This is a genomic window from Flavobacterium gyeonganense, from assembly GCF_029625295.1.
Lineage (GTDB): Bacteria > Bacteroidota > Bacteroidia > Flavobacteriales > Flavobacteriaceae > Flavobacterium > Flavobacterium gyeonganense.
This window is the reverse complement of the sequence record NZ_CP121112.1, coordinates 3,110,914-3,133,653: the sequence shown is the minus strand read 5'-3', so window position 1 is coordinate 3,133,653 and position 22,740 is coordinate 3,110,914. Positions and strand designations below refer to the sequence as shown.

Below are 22,740 nucleotides of genomic sequence, written 5' to 3'. Positions count from 1 at the left end.
TTCAACAAACTGTTAAAATTCCATCAAATAAATTATTCTTATGAAAATAAAACTACTCTTTACTTTAATTTCAGTTCTTAGCTTTACAAAAATCATTGCAAAACCCAGCAAAAACTTTATCAATAGCACAGAGTACGAAACTAATGTTACCTTTTCAACAACAAACACCCAGATATCAGGCAGCTTTACGGTTCAGGGCGATATTGATAAATTTTATCCGGTAACTTTTTTTGACGGAGGCTGGGATAACAATGCTCCAACTAACTTACTATTGAGCAGAAGCGAGGTACACTATGATAGCACATGGAGAGGATCATTAATGGCTGAGTTTAGTTATCATGTAACTAACTGGGGGAATAGTTCTAATTTTATAGATTCAAATATTAAACCTTCATATGCAGGAACATATACAACCTTTATAGCCGGATGGCATGATTCAACATATGGAGGAACTTGCAGATGTATCATTATATGGCTTCGTGGAGGCGGAACAACTTATTATTATCACTCTAATTACACCGTAACTCCTACTATTTATGATGGTGTTCAAAATTCATTACCTTATAATGAACTTAACGGACCATCACATTCCTACAAAACTACTCCAGAGCAATATGCAACAACAACTGGAATCTACCAAAGTAGAAATGCCTATTTCGCTTCAAATGTTGGTATTGGCACAACAACTCCCGGCTCAAAACTTACGGTAGCCGGAAATATTCATGCTCAGGAAGTCAAAGTTACTCCTAATGCCGGAACCGTACCTGATTATGTTTTTGCAGATGATTACAAACTAAAATCTTTAGAAGAAGTTGAAGCTTACATCAAACAAAATAGTCATTTGCCTGAAATTCCATCAGCAAAAGAAATTGAAAAAAATGGCCTGATGCTGGCTGAAATGAATATGAGTTTGTTAAAGAAAATTGAAGAATTGACACTCTATATGATTGAATTGAAAAAGGAGAACCAAAATCTTACTGATAATCAAAAAATTTTAGAAGAAAAAATACTTAAAATTGAAAACAGATAAATTATGAAATTAAAAATACTTTTAATAACTGTATTTGCTACTCAGATAAACCTCGCTCAAAATATTTTTCCTGCAACCGGAAATGTTGGAATAGGAACAAATTCTCCTTCTGCTCTTTTACAAGTGCATAACGGAAACAATTCGTATGGAACAATATTAGCTACTGCCAACGAATATAATTTTTCGCTATATGCCAAAACTTTGATTACACACCCAATTAATACAGAGTCATTTAGATTGGGATTAAAGTATACAGCAGATGAAAACAATGGGTTTATTTCATTTTACAGAGGAGAAAGTACTGCAGGAGGATTTCTTGGGTTTTCAACAAATGGTATCGAAAGAATTCGTATATCCAGAACAGGTAATGTTGGAATTGGTACCGACAATCCTATTGCTCCACTTACTGTATATGGAAGGTCTCGTTTTTTTCCCAGAAGAACTGGAGACGGCGATGCAAGATCATTAGAAATTACTTATACTCAAAGCAACCCTTCTTTTGTTAGTAATGATTATCCTGTAATAGTACAAACCGGTGGAGGTGATCAACCACTGATTTTAGATGCTGCAAGAATTGGTATTGGCACTACAAATCCATCTTCAAAACTGACTGTAGTGGGTACCATAAAAAGCTATGAGCCTTTGGCATTGGGCACTACTGTAAATTCTTTTCAGCTAATAAACGAAATGAGCGGTAATGTTGGAGAAAACAGCATTATAAACAGATTATGGACTTATAGAGATTTAACTTCAAACAATTGGTACAATTCAAGAATCCACGATGGCATATCCATTGATGATTCTTTTAAAACACCACATGCAGATACAAGGACATGGTGGGAAAGAGACCCATATGATAATATTCAATCATGGGGTAACGCAAATGAAACGTATTTAACAATCAATAAAGGAAATGTAGGCATCGGTACCACAACAACAGGAAGCCATAAACTTGCTGTTGAAGGATCAGTTGGGGCAAGAGAAGTAAAAGTATATACTACTGCGTGGTCTGATTTTGTATTTAAAAAAGAGTATAATTTACCAACACTAGAAGAAGTTGAAAAACATATCAAAGAAAAAGGTCATTTAGAAAATATTCCAAGTGAAAAAGAAGTTCTTGAAAACGGAATCAACCTAGGAGAAATGAATGCTAAATTGCTTCAAAAAATCGAAGAACTGACACTCTACTCTATCGATCAAAACAAAAAAATTAACGAGCAGTCCAAAGAAATAGAGACTTTAAAAGATTTAGTAGTACGTGTTTCAAAAATTGAAAATGAAATGGTGCGAAAATAAAACCACTAAATGAAGAGTTTAAACCCTGTTATTAGTCATATTGTCTTTTGAATTTAAACAAAAAGAGGCTGTCCGAAAAAAAATGTAAGGACAGCCTCTTTGTTTTTATTATCCGGCTTGCCTGCACGAGCCAGAGGCATCGCACCAGCACCTGTATTGCCTAATGCTCGGACTAACTGGGGAGTTGCTTTTTTGTTTAATTACCCGCGTTGCAAACGCTACCTTTTGTCTTCTAATTTAAGTAGGTACTCGATGCAATCGAGCACCAGAGAACCCAGACAAACGAGCGCCAGTGGGTTTCCGTCTCCATCAGGGTTTATTAATCAAGCTAATGCTCGGACCGAGGGAACACCATGTCGAATTTTTATTCATTTTAGCACATTTAAGGCAATAATAAAACAAAAAAGATGAGCATCACTGCTCATCTTAAAATTATTTATTTCTAAAATTTGTTCAATTTTAATACGTTAGAAATGTAAAATCTCATATCACTAACTTTGAAACACTACCCTGCTCATCTTTAAATTATTTTTTACTGATATTTATTCTATTTCAATACGTTAGAAATCTAAAATCTTATATCACTAACTTTGAAACACTACCAAAATTTCTGCGCTATCGTTGCGTTGATATATCCGAGCCATCTGGGTCTCTCAGATTGTCCAGAGATTGTTTTAGATCATCTAAATAAATCTTATTTTCAGTATAATTATTTATTATTTTTTTTGCATTAGGGTTACCTTCATTATAAGCTTTCACTAGATAATTTAATGAAATTTTTCTAGTTTTTAAATCAAGATAGTTTAAATCTGGCATGTCTTGATTTACCTGTTTCTGAGTTTCACTTATAATTTTAAAAACCTGATAGCTTGCGTAATCATAATTCCATTTATTAGAAACCTGAATACTTATATTTAAAAAATCTAAATCTTCTTCATGATTTGAATAAACTCTAACCAGACTATCGTAAGCCTCTCTTTCAAATTTATTTATTAGTCTATCATAGGTCATTTTCTTGATGTAAATATTATGATTTTTGATTGTTTCAAAAGTTTCATTTTGGGTTGAGAAATAAATAAAATTTGTGTACCATTTCAAAAAGAAAATAAATGAAATTAAAACAAAAATTATCAATATTATTTTTTTTAATAAGTTAACTTTTTGCATTTTTCTTTGTTTTAGGTTCAGGATTACTAATAAAAAACTCTTTTACTATTTCAAAAAATGTTTTTTCAATTGGTTTATCCATAGTTTTTAAATCTATTTCTGTAGGTTGCCAATCATAAGGTTTTGTGTCTATTAATTTCCCTCCTTTATAAATGTTCCAAACTCCATATTTCACTTTACCACCTTGTCTTTTAGTAAAAACTTCAACTCTTCCTTTTACATCTCCAGTCTTTTTATCAGTACTAGGTAAATGATTTACATATTCAGTAGCTGCTATAAAAATTATATTCTCATTTCCTTCCTTTTTAGATAATTGTTGCATTACACCACCTTCATCACCTGTATTGCAAGCATATGATATAAAAGTGCCTCCTTCTTCTTTCATCTCTTTCCATTTATCAGAATGATATGATTGATTTAAAAATTTATCTAAACTTGGACAATATTCTTGAGTTTTATGCCCTCCCTTATCATATCCTTGCACGAAATCCGGGGCACCATGTGCAAATAATCTATAAGCTTTGTCATCAACTTTATTCATAATTGCTTGACAGTTTTTTGCTATTATTGCATCCTCTATACTTCTTTGAAATGGACTTGGTAAAAATAACTCATATTCTTCCATTCCTTCTAATTCAATTGCATGTATAAGTTTATTTCCACTAAAAATATATGGAGTATAATGGGGATATGCTTTTGCTAAAGGATCCACAGCAAAGAACCTACCAATTCTAGGATCATGCATACGATAGGTATAATTCAAAGAGTTTCCTTCACCTTTAATCTCATCATCTTTCTCCTGTCCCTGGAAGCCATAACGATATGAATTCGAGCTACCATGTCTATTAGGTACTAACTGTCCAAAAGGATAATAATCTGAATAACTCAGTACCTCTGCATTAAAATAAGCCAAAGAACCTGAAGACAACGTTGGTATTTTCTTATCTGAAATTACCGAAAGTACATTTCCTAAATGATTGGAAAGTTCGTATTGTTTATCCCCTGTCAAAGATATAAAATTATTTACGGCAATAGGCAATGTGATATAAAGTCCGTTGGTTGGGTCTAAATAATTTGGTATGGCATCCGTAGGATTGTCTGTATTTAAGGTGTAAGGCAATCCATTTGTTGCGGCATTTATGAAACCTTTACCTCCTTCAGAAGTTTCCCATGTAGCATAACCATCACCATCATCATCCGGATCAAGATAGTTTGGTATTGTATTGATTGCCGCTTTTGGATTCAGGGCTGATGCTACTGCATTGGTATTTAACGGGGCTGTTCCAGTTGCCGGGTTATGATCACCATCCGGATCTGCACCTTCATACATCGTGTAAATACCGTCGCCATCGTCGTCTTTATCATCATGGTTGGCAATTCCATCACCATCGGTATCTATAAAAGTCAGGTCGTTATTGACTTCATAAAGGTCAAATAATCCATCTCCGTCTGTGTCAACTAAACAAGGTCCCAGTGTTCTGGTTACAGTACTGTTCATGGCAATTCCCTGACTTGATACCGGCGGATTGTTTGTTATGGTCTGACTCGTGGCATCATCAAACGTAAAGCCATTTTGAATGTTATTGATTCCGTAGTTAAAATAACACATATCAAAGCCTACGGCTGTTGCATTACCTGCTCCTCCCAACTGGTTGTTACCAACAGGTATTGCTGTAGGATTAATGCTCACAGGTGTAGTCCATACTTTTTCGTCTTTCAGGGTACTGCCATTTACATTAAATGTTGTACCCGCTCCAAATGCTGTATTTAAATTTAAGGCAATACCATTGGCAATTTGGGCATTTGTTAAAGCGTTGGCTGCCGGCAACGTAATTTCATAACTTCTGGACGTAGCAGTAGCGGGTGCATCTGAAGTTGTTTTAGTATATTGATTTACTGTTACTTTTGGTCTGATACCCGTATTTTCTTTAACTAAAGCGATTTGAACCTGATTCGTGATTTCTTTGGTAATTGTTTTGATTACCTTTTTGGTAACTTTCAAATCTGTAATTTTACCAGTCGATGATGTCATCAGAACGTTAATTGTAGCAGCAGCCCGATTGGCAATATAAATTTTTTTTCCAAGTATTCCGTTTCTAAAAAGTTCTATATAACAGCCAATACCATCCGAATCTAAGGTTTTTTGTATTTTAAGTGACTGTATGGCTGCACCTTCTGATAAATTAGTAATAATATTATTATAATCTGTCCCGATACCATACTGCAAAGTTCCTCTTTTAGATGAACCAGAATTGTATGTAGTAGTCCTAAACCCATAAAAAGTATTATTGATTTTAATACCTGTTGATACACCATTACTATTAGTTAATGTTGAAGTTTTGTATTCTAAAATTCCCTCTTCATTGGCCTCAAAAAGAGTAATCTCATTTCCTGTACAAGTACTGCTACTCTTTTTAGCTACAGTTACTGTTCCAGAAGTAGGCGTAACTTCAAAACAGTTATTACTACCAAAACTAGTTAAATCAACATTATCAGTTGCATTAACTATTTCTTCTTTGTTGCCTTTATATTGCAGCTGTCCTAAGAAATAAGTTCCATTAGCAAGACTGAGATTAGTTAATTTGATATTTGTGTCTAAATTCAGACTTGTCAAGTCCGGATTTAGAACAGGTGAACTGCCAGCCTGCATAGCCCAGGAAGCTGTTGGGGTAGTCGTGTCAAAATGCAGGGCATAATTTCTAATAACGGGTGTGCCTGTTAATACAGAAGCTGTGGTTAAAGCACTGGCTTTAGCCGTAATACCTGCCATTCTGTAGGTGCTGGAATTGTTGGTGTACTTGTATATTGGTAAATTGACCTGTTCCAGTCCTAATCGGCTGCTACCAAAAAGGTGGTGTTCTTTCAGGACATATTCAGACTCGTTACTATTGGCCTGTACCGGTGTAATTCGGGCTGTAAAGGTACTTCCCTGAGCTGCCGTGAAATTTTTAAGCGTGATGGAATTCCCCGCTTCCAGAGTTAAATTCCCGTTTTTACCCACACTGGAATTACTGCCATCACTAGTAGCATAAATGTTATTAATAGCACGTTTTACAGCTACAGTATTGATATTATAGTTGTTAAGGTTCAGGTCGTTTTGCAAAGTTCCTTCTTTAGCTTTGTATTTTTCTTCATACACGCCCAGTACATTGCCTTGTGCATCACGGGTGTAATGGGTACGGGTTACATCAAGTCCGCGTTGTACACGTTTGGCTATTCGATTGCCCAGTCCATCGTATTCAAAGTCAATAGTAATTCCTATTTTACTATTCGTCACTTTTTTGACTTTGCCATCAACACGCCAGTCAATAATCAGACCTTCATTTTTGTCCTGTATCAATTGCCCTATAAAATCGTAAACATAATTGTGGGTGTTAGTATTATTTACGTCATAAGCGTCTTTTTCATTTAGATTCTGCTTGATATCAATACCTGTTTCGGTAAATATATCATTGGCCACATCAAAAACATTGGTTAACTTGTTGGTCCCCGGAAAATATTTATAGGTAAAGTTATCCATTTCCGGATTTTGCAGCGTTGGGGTTTTAGAGTTTGGATAAAGTCCCGGTGCCGTATTTCTCATGGTTAACAAATTCCCGTTTCTATCATAAGAATAACTGGATTCGTAACTTTTGGCTGCCTGCATAGTCAAAGCATTAAAAGCCTGAGAAGTCATCGATTTGATACGATTAAGCTGATCGTAACTGTAATTGTTCTTTTGAATAGCAAGCAGCTGATCGCCTTCTTTGCGAATAGCTGTTGTCATTTGCTTAATATTCCCGTTATACAAATTTTGAAGAGTAGCCCCGGTTGCGTTACGGCTTACCATTAAAGGTTTAAATGCATCAGTATCTGTATCGCCGTAAATAGCTTTGTAATCGTGGTCATAATAGCTTAATGAATAACCAAAAGCATCTTTGGTTTTGGTCGTTCCATTGAGTGAGCCGTCCTGCCCCAAATCATTAGTGCTATTTGCTAAGTTTTCGCCATTTACTGTTTTAAGCCATCCCTGTAAAGTATAGGCGTAATCGATTCCCTGTACTTTTTTGTCTCCTAATTCTACTCTGGCTAATGGCCCGTGCGGATAATACTGATAACTTGCATCTTTTTCCCAAAGTACACCATTGGCAGATGTTTCTACATTTACAATGCGGTTATCAGCATCATAGTTATAGCGGTGTATAAACTGGTCCGGCCTGTTTGGCTGAAATTTAACTGAGTTAACATTGCCACTAATTAAATCGTAATCGTAAACAATACGTTTTAAGTGCGCCTCGCAATCGTTTAGCTGCCCTGTAGCAGGGTTAATAACCGTTTCCTGACAATTTTCATTTTTTAAAGCGGTATAATAATTCACAATTTCCTTTACATTTCCATGAACATCATAGTTGTAAAGAATAGCATTGTCAAAAACTAACGGATTGCTGTAACTTTCGTGATAAAAAATACCGGTTACCCTGTTACGGTTGTTGTAGGCCGGATTAAAGCCCGGTGTTGTATTGGTTGTAAATAAATAAGAAGCCTTTACATCTGTTTCTACCTCCGGATCTTCATCATAAATGGTTCTTGTAACCTGATTTTTAGGCAAATTAGAATCAAAGCTATTCACTCTTCCGGTTCCGTCTTCATCGTCACCCGGCAGAGGACTGCGCACTAATCTTCCTTCCGGAGATATGCTATAACTTACAGGCTGTGATGGGTTAGCTGCATTGAATACAAAACTTTCTATTTCCCCAGCCTCATTTATCCTGCCCAAGCTATCATAATTAGTATAGCTCATTTTAGGAGTACTGTATTTTAGCTGTTTGTTATTTTGAGAAGCGATAATCCTGCCCAGTTGATCATAAGCAAAACGGGTTATACCTCCATCAGGAGTATTTTGCCATACCAGTTGGTTTAATGAATTGTAACGATATTGTGTTTTGAGCTTATGCCCAGGCATTAAATTTTCAACATCGCCTGTAAAAGGCGCAAGTGGATCATATCCAGCCTTGTAAGTTTCAATCAATGGATTTTTTGTTTTAATCTCAGCTGGTGAAAAACGTTTTACTCCTTCCGGCGGAACGGTCTGAGTAAGGTTTCCTGCCTGGTCATAGTAATAAAGGGTATATTGGTATTCCTGATCATAGTACGTCATGTCAAGAGTCTCAACAACATCAGACATCGCTTTTTTGATATAAGATGCTATAAATTCTTTTCGCTTCTCCTGTAGCCAATTATTAAAGTTGTCTGCTGAGAAAGCTTCTGCAATATTTTTAACCAGTTTTTCACAAGTAGATTCTGTTTCTTCCGGTAAAGCAGGGGAAACAGATGAGCTTAATGCTGCCGGAGGGCAAACTTTGCCTGTATTGGCTGGCCTAAAAATAGTTTCTACCCATTCATTCCAGTTGAGTATATCAGGATTTGCCTGATTGTTCACTACGATATTTTGATCATAATATTCTTTATATAGATCTATTACGGCATTGATTCCGTTAAAACCATAATGCAAATACGTATCCCCAAATTGTGCAAGCGTTCTGAAACGGATGTCATAAAGTTTTTTTACCTCTAATTTAGCAAGATAATACAAATAGCTATCTGAAATGTATTGGTAGTTGTTACTGCAAAAATTATCCAGGGTCGATTGTGCTACTGTATAGTGCTCTATATTAAGGCTAGCCATCTTACTTACAAATGCTGCTTTTTTACTATCGCAGGCTACCGGAATTACGGTTTGCGGGATGCAGGTGGAGCAGGATTCTGTTGTGGAGTTGGAAACTGAGGTATTAGGAGATGTGATTTGAGATGAATTAGATGACGTTACATCAAGATCCAAAAAAGAACAATCAATCAAACTATAATACAAGGGATCTATATCTCTGTATTGAATAGATGGATAAATGACTCTTTCCATAGATATCTTCTCGCCCTGACGATTTTCATAAACCATTTTAACCAACGTGTAAGTAAATCCTTCATAATTTCCATTTGGGATTAAATCAAATTTCAAAAAAGTTTTTACGTTATCAAAATCAAAATCATAAAAATTATAAAAGTTTCTATATAACAAATTCGGACCATAAGGAAAAACTATTTTGTAATTATTATCAGTTTTTTCAAATTTAAAATAAGATATAGAAACGGGAACTGAATGAATAGGCATACTCAAATCTAAATTGCGCCCAGGTAATCCTCTTGCCATCTGAAAACGTTGATTTAATCCTGAACCTGAAATAAATTCCATCAATTCATTATTAGAAGTTGAAGGATATAAGTTACCATCGGTTTGATTTAATCTAATTGCCTCATTTAAAAAATCTTTAAATCCTAATTCATAAACAATTTCTTTGTTTTGATTAGAAATGCAAGCTACAACTGTAGGCATATTTTGACACGCATCACCAATACCATCGTTATTAGTATCCAATTGGTCTGCATTAGGAGTAGCAGGACAATTGTCCAAATCATCTAATACGCCATCATGATCGCTGTCGTTTGCCCACGGGTCTAGTATAGGACAACAGTTAAAGTTGAGTACCGGAGTATAAAAATCACCTCCTGCTGAAACCTTTTTCCCTGCTGCAATCGTTCCACCGGAAACTGTAAAGCTAAAACTTTTTGAATCCTTAAAGTTTACCGAGTCAAAAGTAGAAAAGTTCAAGCCTTTTAATCCTGAAGTATTGCCCGGATAAGAAGCCCAGATCCTTGAAATTTCTACTGTAGCTCCTGCCACTTTTTTCTCTAAAATAAATCCTGTAGCTGTCCCCTCCGATTCACTTCTCCAGGTAGTTGAGGCGTCTAGTCCGAAATATTCAGTTAAATCAGAATTTGTATAACTAGGGTAACTGCTCAAATTTACAGCGGTAGTGCTAAAAAGTGTTCCTTTCTTTTTAAGTTCATTCAATAAGCCCTGAAATGCTTTTTCAAACTTCGTCCTTTTATTACATCCTATTCCCTGATCGTTAAGGGCAGCATTAGGATCCAGAGCCTCTCCAACAGTTGCCCCAATACCACATTCCCCTATTGGTGCACAAGTTTCTCCGTTTAGCACAATCTCATTCAAAATTGCATCATTGCCAACAGCTCCTATTTGTGCAACTATTGAATATCTGAATTTTTTTGTTGAAGGTTTTGAGTTTGAGACATCGTAATATACCTGCTTTAGATTTTTTATATTCCAGGCAGAACCATAATTTGCCCAGGTGTACCCCCCAGTAGCAGGAAGTTCGATTGTTATGGGACAAGTTTCAAATCCTCCTCCTGTTGTTGGATAAAAATTCATGTTCAGCGTATTTCCGGAGAATGTTGTCTTTATATTCAGCGGTTTTAATCCGGCAGCAAATAATTCTGATATGGTCAGGCTTCCGGTAGCAACCATGAGTTTTTCCATCAATGCCTTCGTGAGGTATTGTCTGTTAAACGAAACATTATTCAAAGACGTTGGTGAAGGATAAGTAATTTTATCTTTGAAAAACCCATTTAAAAGCATTTCTAAATCTAATAATAGAGGACAGTTTCCTGTTTGTGCATAATATTCAAAGTGTGCTGATTTGACTAAATTATCTGAAGCAACCTGAGGATCAATACTCGAATTGTATCCAAAATCGGCCGGAAGGTAGTTTTTTTGTTTGGTCTGATATAAACTTGCACTGCTGCTTTCGCATAAAGAACCTGTAGTCGTGGTGTTGCTCTGAATGTATGTCGCAAGAGTACTTTTTTGAGGAAAATTATCGGTCAAAACATCGGTTATTCTCGCAGATCCTTCTCCTGTACCGATACAGCCGTTATATGATTTTGCTTTCATTGCATATATATTCATAAATATATGCTTGATTTTGTTTTTCAATCCAATGTAAAGCGCTTTGTAAGCATTCCATACTTCATTTTTTTGAACAGTGTCACTCAAGGTAACATTGGTCAGGTTACATTCAGAAAAAGAGTTGCATAACACGCCCTGCAATGCAGCCTGATACATAGTCAGATTATTGTTGTTCTGTCCGATATAACTGCTGTTTATAGCCTGATACATGATGCTTCCGGAACCAACTCTCATATTGTAAAGGGCAGTGTCCTCAAAAGGTGATGCTAATTGAACCTGCTGAAAATAAGGATCCTTAGAGTAAATTTGTAATTTCCCCAAATTTCCTGCACTATCAAAATCAATAAGTCCCTTAGTATTCGCTTCAGCATAGGTTGTAATGTTCATTAAATACGCATCATAGCCATCAGAAGACAAAGGTGTTTGAGTAGTTCCTGATATATCGAAATTGGCGGTTCTTTTGCATATTTCACTAGTGTATTCCAAATACTTATATTCCGGATGATAAGGCAATAAGGATTGTGCCCAGCTGTCGTCCCAGTTTGTTATAAAATCTTTTACATTGGATAAGTTCTCGGGTTTAACCTGCCAGATCTCACTCCCATCAGGATTTTTAGCCGTACTATAACTACCGTCAGCATTTTCAACAGTCTTAAGTACCGGATTAACATCAACTCTGGGATTACACAAGAATGGCGTTTTAGTCCTATCAATTACTTCAACGCTAATAAATGACTCAACCCCATCTATTTTGTAAGGTGTCAGTGGGTGTTTCCAGTCGTTTTGTGTTGTATCACCATTATAAAAAAGACCTCCATTTGAATTAAAGATACTTAACTTATCAAAATTAGGGTTAGGAACCGGATTGCCATTTTCATCAGTTATATGGGCATTTGTAGCTCCGTATTGTCCATTTGGCCTTAAATCAGATATCAATAAACTTTCGTTCATTTGACATGCCGTTTCAAATTCTATGGCTTTAGGATTACATATAGTTGCGCATTCTTTATTTAACAATTCCCATTCTCTAATAAAACGTGTCTTTAACCCATTTACATCCGAAAGCAGTATGAGATTACCTTCTAAATCTGTAGAACCTTCGATTAATAATACGTTTATTGCACTTTCTGATCCTGATACCACAACTTTATGTTGCGGGTCTATTTTACCATATAAATTGTCAAAAGCTTTCTGAACATATGAAACTTTGGTTCCTATACCATCTAAGCAACTCTTGCATGTTATGTTACAGGAATCATAAATAAACTGAGTATTAGGTGCTATTCCAAATTTTGGATCTGCCGGATCAATATAACATCCTGATCCTGGTGTTTTCAGTTTTTTTATATAATCATCAGCATAATCATTTAATGCTTTTTCATTTACTTTTATTTCTTTTTTCAGACTATAACTACCTGTATCTAAAGTAGCTTTTGACTTTACAGCCGGCAGAACGGCAGGGATGTTTGTGCCAGAGAAACTAGTTGTTCCAACTGTTTCAGAAATAGGGGCAACTAATTTTTCAATGCCGCAATTGTCTTTCAGGCTTAATTTAACATCATACACAAAAGGATATAAACCTGTAGAACAGTAAAAAGGAGAAAAAGAACCTGGTTGATTTAAACTATATTCAAATTCATATGCTGTCCCGTCGTTTGGCACTTCAATTGATTTAGAAAGTGTGAGAACATCATCATTCAAAGGATATTTGCCAGTAGTTTGCAAAATGTTATTATCCTTTGTTGTATCTGTGTCGGCAGGTGTGATTTTATTGAGTAAATCTGCTGTAGTACTACCATGACCATTGGCTTCAGCCTTTGCTGTAGTATCTGTATTTTCTTCCAGTAAACCAATAAGATTGGTTGGTGATTTTCCTGATAATGCTGTCGCAATAGTACGTCCCTGCGGATCTATATAACTTACTGACACCTGTTTATTAGGATCAATAACCATATTTTTTTTGTAATGAGAAGCTTCACCAACACTATAGCCAAACAGTCTATGCAACTCTGGTGCTGTAGGTGTTGTATATAAATATTTCATTTCATGGCCTGTGCCTAACTGATGCTCCGGCCCTACTCCTCCCTTTCTGGATACCCTGCCTGTATTATCAGGTGTGTATTCTATTTGTGAAAAGGGATATAATTTCGCATCCGGTACATACGCCTGATTGGTTCTCAATGAAAAATCGGCGAATCCCGATGGAGAATAGTACCTGCTAGATCCTGAATTTTCGGACATTCCGGAAATAGTACTTGCACAACTACCGCCGTCAAGATCAAAATCTTTGAAAGAATACAATTTGTTTTGATTATTTAAATTGTAATTTTTAAAATAATGAATAGTAGCGTCTTTATTTGGTGCAGGCAATATTTCAACAGCCGGTCTTCCCTGTGCATCATAAATAACTTCTCCTACAATGGTGGTATTATCCGTATTTATTTTGGTTACTGTCTGGCGATTTCTTAGTGAACCGTCAAAATAACTTACGACTTCTTTTTTCTTTCCGTCTTCGGCATAGCTCGCCTGAAATTGCCAGTTTTTACCTGATTCATGCTCAGAAACAGCACTTTGATGCGGCCAATCGGCTATAGTCGTTTTTAAACTTGTTCCTGAACTCCAGTTACCATAGTATTTTACAGACTCTGTGTTTCTGCTTATGCCCCGTACCCTGTATATCAAATACCCGTTACCGTAGATCAGAGGTATTTCAAAAGTATTTTTAGAGGTTATGATGCGTGTATTATTCAATTCAAAATCACGCTCAGAAAACGGAATTTGATCACCAGGTAAATGTGTCGTTATATTTTCATTACTATAATTATCAATCCAAGTCCATTCTAATTCATATTCTAAAGCACCCGGCAAATTCTCCCAATTCAATGTAATGGAACTTGCTGTCGCATTAATTGCCCCTATAGGATTAAGCAATTGTTCTGAAACTGTATAATATCTCTTTGCCCTGAAGCCCATATTAACAAAGGCATTATTTGGAACTATACTAACATTATTTGTATTCAGTGCTGAATAGGAAAGCAGCTGCACCTTAATACCAAATCTGTTTTCAATTTTTAAATAGCTTAAATCATGAAAGTTTGTACCTCCGCTGTTAGCCGGATTAGGATTGTAGTTCACTGTCAATTCTTTATCAAAAGAAGTGTCATCAGTACCATCCTGCTTTACAGGAGTAATTCTAAATGTGGCTTTTAATGTATAAGTTACATAAGGTGCAAGATTGTTATCAATATTTAAGGATAAGTAGCAATAAGTACCTAAGTTATTTTGATTTGGAAAACTGGCTTCTGAATCAAAAACAGAAACGGGAGCATTCCCAAAAGCTGTGATCGCTATTGGTGTAAAATTAGTATACTCTTTTTCCTGTACCTGCGCACTGAGGATCATTGTAAAAAATAACAACCCAATTAAACTTATTTTTTTACTTAACACATTCAATGATAGATTCATATTATAATGATAACGTGATTAACTTATGTATTTAAACTCCACCAAGGGATTGCTTTTGTTGCAGATACTGAAACATTTTTACTGAAAAAGGTACACTTGCCTGCCATCACAGTAAATGCTAAATCAAAGCTGGTTTATTGACTCTTCACACTATTGCTTCGTGTCTCCTGAATGGTGTAAACCCCTTTTTCGGTTTCCTTTTTTACTCTTACCAATCCTCCTTCGAGGTCATACTCATAAAAGGTTGCATAATTATTTTCATCTAATTCTGCCATGAGTTTCTGAGTGTCTTCGTCGTAAACGAAACTCTTTAGATTTCCGTTATAAGGGAAAAACCGGATATCATCAAAATAACAATCTGCTGTAGTGCTGGTACAATTTAGCTTTACTTCCAGCTTTGGATTATTTTGAGGGTTTGTTGCCGGAATGGTTACAATGCCTACAATACGCTGCCAGCCATCAATAATTGCCCCGGAAGGTTTGAAGGTTTCGGAATAAAAAGGAGCAGCATTATTATTAGAAACACCAATTGTGATATTGCTTTCGGAATACGTGATTTGCTGCTTCATAACATCTTCTTTGACCCAGCCCGAAACGATATATTTGCCTGGCTCTGGTATAAATGAATTATTAGCTGATTCATTCTGCTGCCCAAAAACGAGGTCTGTAGTTAATAATAGGATTAAAAAAATAAATTTATTCATAGAGGTGTATTTTATAAAATCGTGTGACTTATCTAATTTGTGTTAAATCTTCCTATAACTACATTTGAAATTATTGTTTCATTGTAAGGACCTGATGTGTCGAACCTTATCCTAAATTCATTATTATACAAACTCATATTTGCATTATATATAAAAAAATTATTTAGAACTTCATACCCCGGTCCATCTTCATCATCATAGTCATCTTGTATTCCCGAAGCGTGAACCCATGCTCCATTTTTAAATACTTCCAATGCTGCATAAATCCCATATACCGGCTGTTGTGTTACATTATCTATTATATTATATTCAACATATAAAGCCTGATAAGTATTATTAATTTGCGAACCTCTTTCTACAAAACGTAGATCAATACTATACTTTTTTTCAACAGGAACCTCTACTTTAACAGGACACTTTGCTTCTGCAATTGTTTGTACAATAGGACTCAAATTTCGAGACATAATACTGGAAGTACCTTTAGCCACTTTTAAACTGTTTTTACCGGTATGAGACTGAGTAGAAACAATGTTGATTTTATCATTTGCAAAACCAAAGTGTTTGTTTACTGTTTCGGTTTTTTTCTCTTCAAAACCTTCAAAACCCATTTGCTGGTATTTTGAGTTAGAAGCTACCGCCATAGGCAATTTGTAGGCATAACCATATTGCGCAGCACTATAACGATCAAGCGCATCTTTGTTCTCAAGCTCCACTCCGAAAGGACTGTATTTAGTGACGCTGCTGGCATAAGTCCAGTTGGTCTCATTAACCTTCCAAACCGGAATACCGGAGCTGCGATCAAGTCTGTAAAAAGAATTAAAACTAGTAAAGAAACCTTCGTTTCTAGGGTTATTAAATTGCCCGGCTGCATGATTTCTTCCCGTTAAATAAGCATAGGATTTTTCAGCCCTCCAGTTTCCTTTAATATTCCAGAGATACGGATTGACTTTAACATCATTAGGATATTTTACATCACCAGTTGACAAAATCCAATTTTGGGAGCTATTGAAATTATACTCCGGATAATAAGGAAGATTCGATTCTGTCTGTGTATTCCAGTAATCCTTATAAACCACTGCACTGGCATTAACAATTCTTGGATTAAAACTTGAGCTGGCATCAAATTGAAAGGAATCCTGATCTAGTTTTCCATTCTTAATAGGGTTAACCATAGAGGTTATAGATGCCATACTGGCCGATTGCATATTTTTATATCCAGAACGCACAATTTTGAAATTAAAACTTGGCAGATCTTCGCATTTGTTGATATAAACACCATTTCGATCCATTAGCAATACACCGGATTTATCCGTATTGAAACCAACAACCCATAATTTGTACTGCTGAGGTAAGTTCTGTCCGAATATTTCTGACGACTGCACAATTCCGCTTTCGTCCATTACCTGAAGTTCATCTCCCAGATGAAATATTTTTGATACATCTCCAGTATAATTATCTAATCTAAAGTAAGGATTAGCTGTAGGATTAGAAGATGCATTAGGTGCTGTTACCGGAGCGTTAGCGATCAATGTACCTTCAATGCCAATATTTTGAGAAGCTAGTCCCATACCATCATACATCCAATAAGCCGGGAAGTTGAAAGAATAGTAATGGTCCCCATATTCATTAACCGTCTCAGTAAGGAGCACTTCTCCAGAGCTTGCATCCCATGCCAGATTTTTTGTTGAGACAGTAGCTCCTAAATCAGTTGCTATTTTTTCGACTAATAGGGCGGTTTTATGTACATGCTTTGTGGTTACAGCAGTACGAAGTTCATTAATATTTATAGAGGATTCCGGAAATACAGTAGGTATAAATATCGGTATCGGAAAAGGTACTGTTGGAATCAACATTGAGGCAACATTCGCTTTAAAACCGGAAGTTTCTGTTTTAGCAAAGCTTCGGTTAAAATCATTTATTACATCGTAATCTACACCGATTATTCTTTTAGAAACTTTTCCTTTTTCATCTATTGTTGTAAGATTATTATCTATGTTTTTTTGCTCATCAATGTTATATTTATATTCAACAGAGGATACCATTTCGTTGGCTTCATTATAGATTTCCTCGAAATTTACTTTACCATTCATATCATTGGTTTCAATAGAATAGCCTTGTGTCATGGTAAGGAGATTTCTAACATCAATATTCCCCCCCTTACAACATTCTTCAACAAATCCTTAATAATGCTAGTTGGCGTTATCCCGTTGATCATTTTCAAATCGGTATATAATACTTTTGTTGGAAAATCATAACTAGTATAATGTTTCGTTACCACACTGCCTGTTGCATGTTTTTTTACTATAATGCCAGCTCCTGCATCACTTCTATCAAGATTTCTGACTGTAACTCTTGCATAAGTTACTTTTGACGCCGGAAAGAAATTGGCTCCAAAGGGTTTTTCTACATAGTTGCTTTCCATAGGAGCAGACACGGTCTCCGCATAATTTCCTTTGGCATTATAAAAAGGCTCTACAAAAGGATTTTCTGCACACATATTAGGTTCAAAAGTTGCTACGCCACTTGATTTACCTTCAGTATCATTATAAGAATAGGTCTGACCGTACTCCATGTCATTCAAATTTGTTCCTGAAGTAACTTCTAGCATTTTACTCCAGTTGTCGCTTAATCTAATCGATTTTACACGAAGTCCTCCTCCTAGTTTATGCCCATCCGAATTTTCTAATCGGATCCAGGATTTTTCTGGTTTAAAAATTCTTGCACGACCTTTATCCTGTAAAAATCCATCAGGACCGTCAAATATTTCCTTAATAATGCTTATGTTACCCCTCAGGTTTTGTACTATAGAACTAAAATCTGTAGCAGCAGGGTCGTCATTTATACCGCATGTTAATCTGTTTAAGAACATACGCCCAAAACCCCAGCCGGCTTTGGCAATTGGGTTTGCTTTGCCTCCCTCTTTGTCCTTGGCTAAAAATTGCACAGGGATAGAAGCAACTGTACCGTTAAAGTTTGAATCGTAATTAACATCTATTTTAGTTACATCCCCTATTTTGAAATAGCCTGAAACATATTCATAATGCTGTGGATTGTTAGACATATTCAGCATAAATTTAAACTGAATGGGCTTGTCTAAATTCTCACTTAAATATTGATTCAGAAATCGCTGTTTTGTGAGTTGTTCAGTATTTACAAGATTAGCATCACTTAGTTTTACATACAAAAACTTTTTATGTGAACTGCCATTGTATAATATATTATTCTTTTGAGCATCATATACAGGAACCTGAGTATCCCCTACACCTACAACCTTATACATTTGCATGGCTTTTTTATTCTGTACGTACTGATAATCATCGCTCTCAGTATCGATTTTGATTTCTCCACCAGAAGGTAATTTAACTGATTTCAAATTCCATGAAGCGGTATTAATATCTGCCTGGTTTTTAGTGGGATCGGTAACTACTTTTGCTTTATTCTGATCAACAAAAGGAAATTCTGTATTCGATAATGCTGTATTGATATAGCCGCTGTTAGCTGGATTTTTTTTATAATTTCCCCAAATATCAAAACCTTTCATATCATAACCAGGGTTATATGAACCGGGAACATCAGGATAAGGCTTTTCACTTGTTTTAGGCAGATTTTCATACTCCGCATCATTTTCCCCATAATCAAAGACATAAGGAGTATATTTTCCCATATTAGAACCTCTGTAAGTGAAATATACTTTTTTCAAAGTAAGCTTACCGTGATAATTACTCAATTCATTATCGCTAAGATTAGAAGTTTTGTCATTATTGGAAATGCCTTTACAAAGACTATAGCTGTATATAAAATGAGCCGTTTTAATTGGTTTTATTACACTACTTGCAGAAGGATCAAAAATTTCACCTGATGCGTTAGTAACTTCCGGTCTTGAATACAGTCTGATTGCTTTTATTTTTTTCATTCTTCCTGTACCTGCCCCCCATTTTCGCCGGCAACACCAATGGCATCTTTTCTGTCTTCAAGATCAAAGAACGCTACATGGGTTTTGGTTACTATTCTGGTAAGATATTTAAGTTCTTTTTGTCCATACAAATAATTTCCCTTCTGATCATCTTTTTTTGAAATAAGTCCTTCGTTATAGGTTGCCTTATTTTCTTCAAATGGGACTCTCCATTGATAATTTGGCACCGTAGTATATTCAAACTTGGTAAAAGTCCCTAAATCGTTTAGTGTAGGCCCATTATCATCAATATCCTGATAATCTGATGATAAAACGGTAGATAATAAATAACTGTGGGCATAGGGAGGAGTTTTTACTCTGTTTACATACTCATCGCTGGTATTCGTTCCGTTTCCATAAAGAGATCCATTGTATTTTACAAGGCCATTGGTATTATTACCATTTTGTTTCGAAACATCAAAAGTCGTTTCTATTTTATTCGTATTGTAAGCTGTTTCGCCATACACGTAAGTATTGCCATCTGCCTGCAGCACTTTAATTCCTGCTGTATGATGCGGTTCAGCATTATCATTTTTTATGATAAACTTATCTCGCAACGCTTCTGATTTCGTGATTTTCTGAACCACCTGACTTCTTAAAAATCGTTTAGTTCTTTTTATTTCCCTGTCGCCATAATTCTGATTTGGAGACAATGTGTAAGCACTGGTGTAGGTGTTTTTTTGGTTTCCCGCAATATCGACTCTTAATACTTTTGTCTCATATAGTCTATCCTTATAGATGGTTTCCGGATCTACAATTGTAGCCCCTACCATCTTGAAAGTAACCGGTTCATAATCTATTGCCTTTTTATCGGTACTTTTTTCGTTAAAATGAGCGAGCACATTATTATTCTGAAACCAACCTCCAGTTGTACTTTCAGAGGGAGCTTTCTTAAAGTCAGCACTCGCATGAAACAAATTCCCTAAACCAACTTCTGCACCAAAATTTTGACTTTGTCCCAGATCTACAACCTCATCATTATAAACGCTACTCACTTTAGATCTGTAAGGCCTGAACATTCCGGAAACTCCCTGACCATCTATACTGTAAATATCATATGTATAATTAGTTACCGGCAATGCTAATGTATTTTGAGTTACATTCCTTTCGTTTTCCCTGTTGAAATCTAAGACTCCGGATTCTGTTATTTTTTTGTATTCAGTATTTTCATAACCGTATGCCTTTTCTTTTTTCTTTTTATATTCGTCTGCAATATTTTGATAAGATCCGTATCCGGTAACCTGTACCTGACCTTCTACACCAAAAACTTCACCTCCAAGAGCTCCGTTAAAAGAAAAATTTTCATTTCTGAACCCAATTCTTTTAGAAGGTGTAAAGCTTAAGTTATTAAATGAGATACTTCCGCCAATACTTCCACCAGCACTGACATCTTTAATATTTTTATAACCAGTACTGCCGGCTGCATTGGTAAATTTATCTGCTGTTTCACCTTTTTGACTTACACTTGCAGAAACATTCAGATTTTCAACTCCTTTCCTACTATTTAAACCTAAAGAAATAGAACTTTTTAAAGAAGTACTCTCACAGCCGTTATCTGACATTTTATTAGAAATCCCAATTCTTGGAGTTACGGTAGCACCTCCATCCAGAGAACTTGAAAAATCCATACCAACAGATACATTGCCATTAAAATTAAACCCTATCCCGTAAGAAGGCTTAAATGATATCCCTTCATAATTATTGGATTCTACTCCCAAACCAACCCCTAACTGTAAAGCATCAAATCCTGTATAAGCTGCATTTACACCTACATTAATTCCAACTGTTCTGTTTTGCTTTAAGTTGTTTTCATAGACCATTTCATCACCTCTGAAATCATCCGGTAAACCCCTAACCTGTCTTTCTATCTGTCCCACATTTAGATTCCAGCCAAGTCCTACCCAGGACGCTTCCTGATCCATTGTGATACCCGAATTGTAAGCAAGATTCAAAGGATACCCGCCAACATCCATTATGGGAATGTTATAATTAAAATCACCGCTTGCCAAATCAACCATATCCGAAGTTCCTATAGGAGTAAAAGAATTGAACTCAGGCTGTGTTGGACCACTGGTCAAGGCATAAATCTGCATTGGCTGCAGGGTTTCCAGAAGAATCATCATTGCTAAATAAATAGCAACTACTTTTTTTAATTTACTTATTTTTTTTGGCTTAATCATAAGGCTATAGGGGTAAAAGGATCTTTAAATTTAAATTTTAATGTTCCCTTTCTAAAAAGATAATCATTATAAATTAGTTGTATTTTGTCATTGGGATCAATTCCTGAGAAAAACAACAATACTTTTTGAAAAGGGGCGATTTTATAGTTACGCTCAAAATTAACCCCTGAACATGGAATAGTATCTTTTCTTGAAGTCACAACATAAAAATCATTTGTAAGCCCAAATGACATATATTTTACAGCATCTGTGTATTCCATACCTGTAAAATCTTTACCAAGCAAATCCTTTTCTTCATCTTGCTGAAATACAAATTCTATCACACGCTCTCTCTTATTTTCCTCATAAAGTGAATCAACTTGACGAAGGTTTTCAACGCCCTGATCTTTTAACAAATAGTATTGTATAGGAACTTCAGTTGCGGTAAAGCCAATATCATCTACCATTTGGGTATAAGAGCGGGATTTCCATCCTATTTTTTCAAGATTAAAATATCGATCCCTGATTGCAGAATCGTCCGGAGTATTTTTCTGTTCTTTATTACATGAAATAAAAAAAAGAATAAAAAGGATAAAACCTAAATTAAAGACCTTCATACTTTTTATTTATATAGACAAGGAGCTCATTAGTAATGTCAATTTTTTCATCTGCAAACAAAACATCTTGTTTACTATCAGTCCCAATTACTAACTCATAATTTTTTTCCTTGGAAAATTCAGCAGTATAGCTTTTTATTCGCGCCCAGATCTTTGAAGACTGCTCAGAACCAAAAGCCTGATTAAATTGCTCTAATTCTTCTTTCCCCTGAATAAATTGCTGCATAAGCTGTTTTTTTCAGCATCAGAAACTGTTGGAGACTGCAAATCTGAATATAACTTATCCAGAATCGATTTTCTGGAATTGAACTCTTTTTCACCTGTCCTTTTCATTTCTTTGGTCATTCTAAAACCATCAAATAATTTTACATTGTCAACATATACAATTTCTTTATTTGATTTAAAAATGCAAAAAAGCAAAAGAATTGCTAACACACTTATTAGCAAAACATTAATTAATCGCTGGGAATTTTCTTTATATTTAATCACAATACTTGTTAATTTTTTTACGGCAAAAGTAAAATTTTTTAGGAAACTTCAATCAAAAAC

The 22,740-nt window shown here is 35.5% G+C and carries 11 protein-coding genes; 2 read left to right on the top strand and 9 right to left on the bottom strand.

What is annotated here, in order from left to right:
- Positions 1-40 precede the first annotated feature (40 nt).
- A complete protein-coding gene (locus P5P89_RS13615) occupies positions 41-1,030 on the top strand; it encodes a tail fiber protein (protein WP_278008821.1) in 990 nt (329 codons plus the stop codon).
- 3 nt (positions 1,031-1,033) lie between these two features.
- The gene (locus tag P5P89_RS13610) at positions 1,034-2,326 is read left to right on the top strand and encodes a hypothetical protein (RefSeq protein WP_278008820.1); all 1,293 of its coding nucleotides are present in this window, start codon (positions 1,034-1,036) and stop codon (positions 2,324-2,326) included.
- Positions 2,327-2,941: 615 nt separating this feature from the next.
- Here P5P89_RS13610 and P5P89_RS13605 read toward each other — a convergent pair.
- From P5P89_RS13605 to P5P89_RS13565, 9 genes are all read right to left on the bottom strand, one after another.
- A complete protein-coding gene (locus P5P89_RS13605) occupies positions 2,942-3,493 on the bottom strand; it encodes a hypothetical protein (protein WP_110305013.1) in 552 nt (183 codons plus the stop codon).
- A complete protein-coding gene (locus P5P89_RS13600; RefSeq protein ID WP_278008817.1) occupies positions 3,480-14,696 on the bottom strand; it encodes a DUF6443 domain-containing protein in 11,217 nt (3,738 codons plus the stop codon). The genes P5P89_RS13605 and P5P89_RS13600 overlap by 14 nt, the downstream gene beginning before the upstream one ends.
- 197 nt (positions 14,697-14,893) lie before the next feature.
- On the bottom strand, positions 14,894-15,463 hold the full coding sequence (locus P5P89_RS13595) for a hypothetical protein (protein WP_278008815.1): 570 nt from the start codon (positions 15,461-15,463) through the stop codon (positions 14,894-14,896).
- A gap of 32 nt (positions 15,464-15,495) precedes the next feature.
- Positions 15,496-17,586: a hypothetical protein gene (locus tag P5P89_RS13590; protein WP_278008814.1), complete on the bottom strand. Its 2,091-nt coding sequence runs from the start codon at positions 17,584-17,586 to the stop codon at positions 15,496-15,498.
- Entirely contained in the window at positions 17,583-19,376 is a 1,794-nt protein-coding gene (locus tag P5P89_RS13585; protein WP_278008813.1) for a hypothetical protein, read from the bottom strand. Before P5P89_RS13585 ends, P5P89_RS13590 begins: the two co-directional genes overlap by 4 nt.
- Complete coding sequence (locus P5P89_RS13580; protein WP_278008812.1) at positions 19,373-21,595, bottom strand: hypothetical protein; 2,223 nt, start codon at positions 21,593-21,595, stop codon at positions 19,373-19,375. The genes P5P89_RS13585 and P5P89_RS13580 overlap by 4 nt, the downstream gene beginning before the upstream one ends.
- A complete protein-coding gene (locus P5P89_RS13575; RefSeq protein ID WP_278008811.1) occupies positions 21,592-22,191 on the bottom strand; it encodes a hypothetical protein in 600 nt (199 codons plus the stop codon). The genes P5P89_RS13580 and P5P89_RS13575 overlap by 4 nt, the downstream gene beginning before the upstream one ends.
- Entirely contained in the window at positions 22,178-22,417 is a 240-nt protein-coding gene (locus P5P89_RS13570) for an OmpH family outer membrane protein (RefSeq protein WP_278008810.1), read from the bottom strand. Before P5P89_RS13570 ends, P5P89_RS13575 begins: the two co-directional genes overlap by 14 nt.
- Positions 22,384-22,680 carry a hypothetical protein gene (locus tag P5P89_RS13565; protein WP_278008809.1) on the bottom strand — a complete coding sequence of 99 codons (297 nt, stop codon included), beginning with the start codon at positions 22,678-22,680 and terminating at the stop codon, positions 22,384-22,386. The genes P5P89_RS13570 and P5P89_RS13565 overlap by 34 nt, the downstream gene beginning before the upstream one ends.
- Between the last annotated feature and the right edge of the window lie 60 nt (positions 22,681-22,740).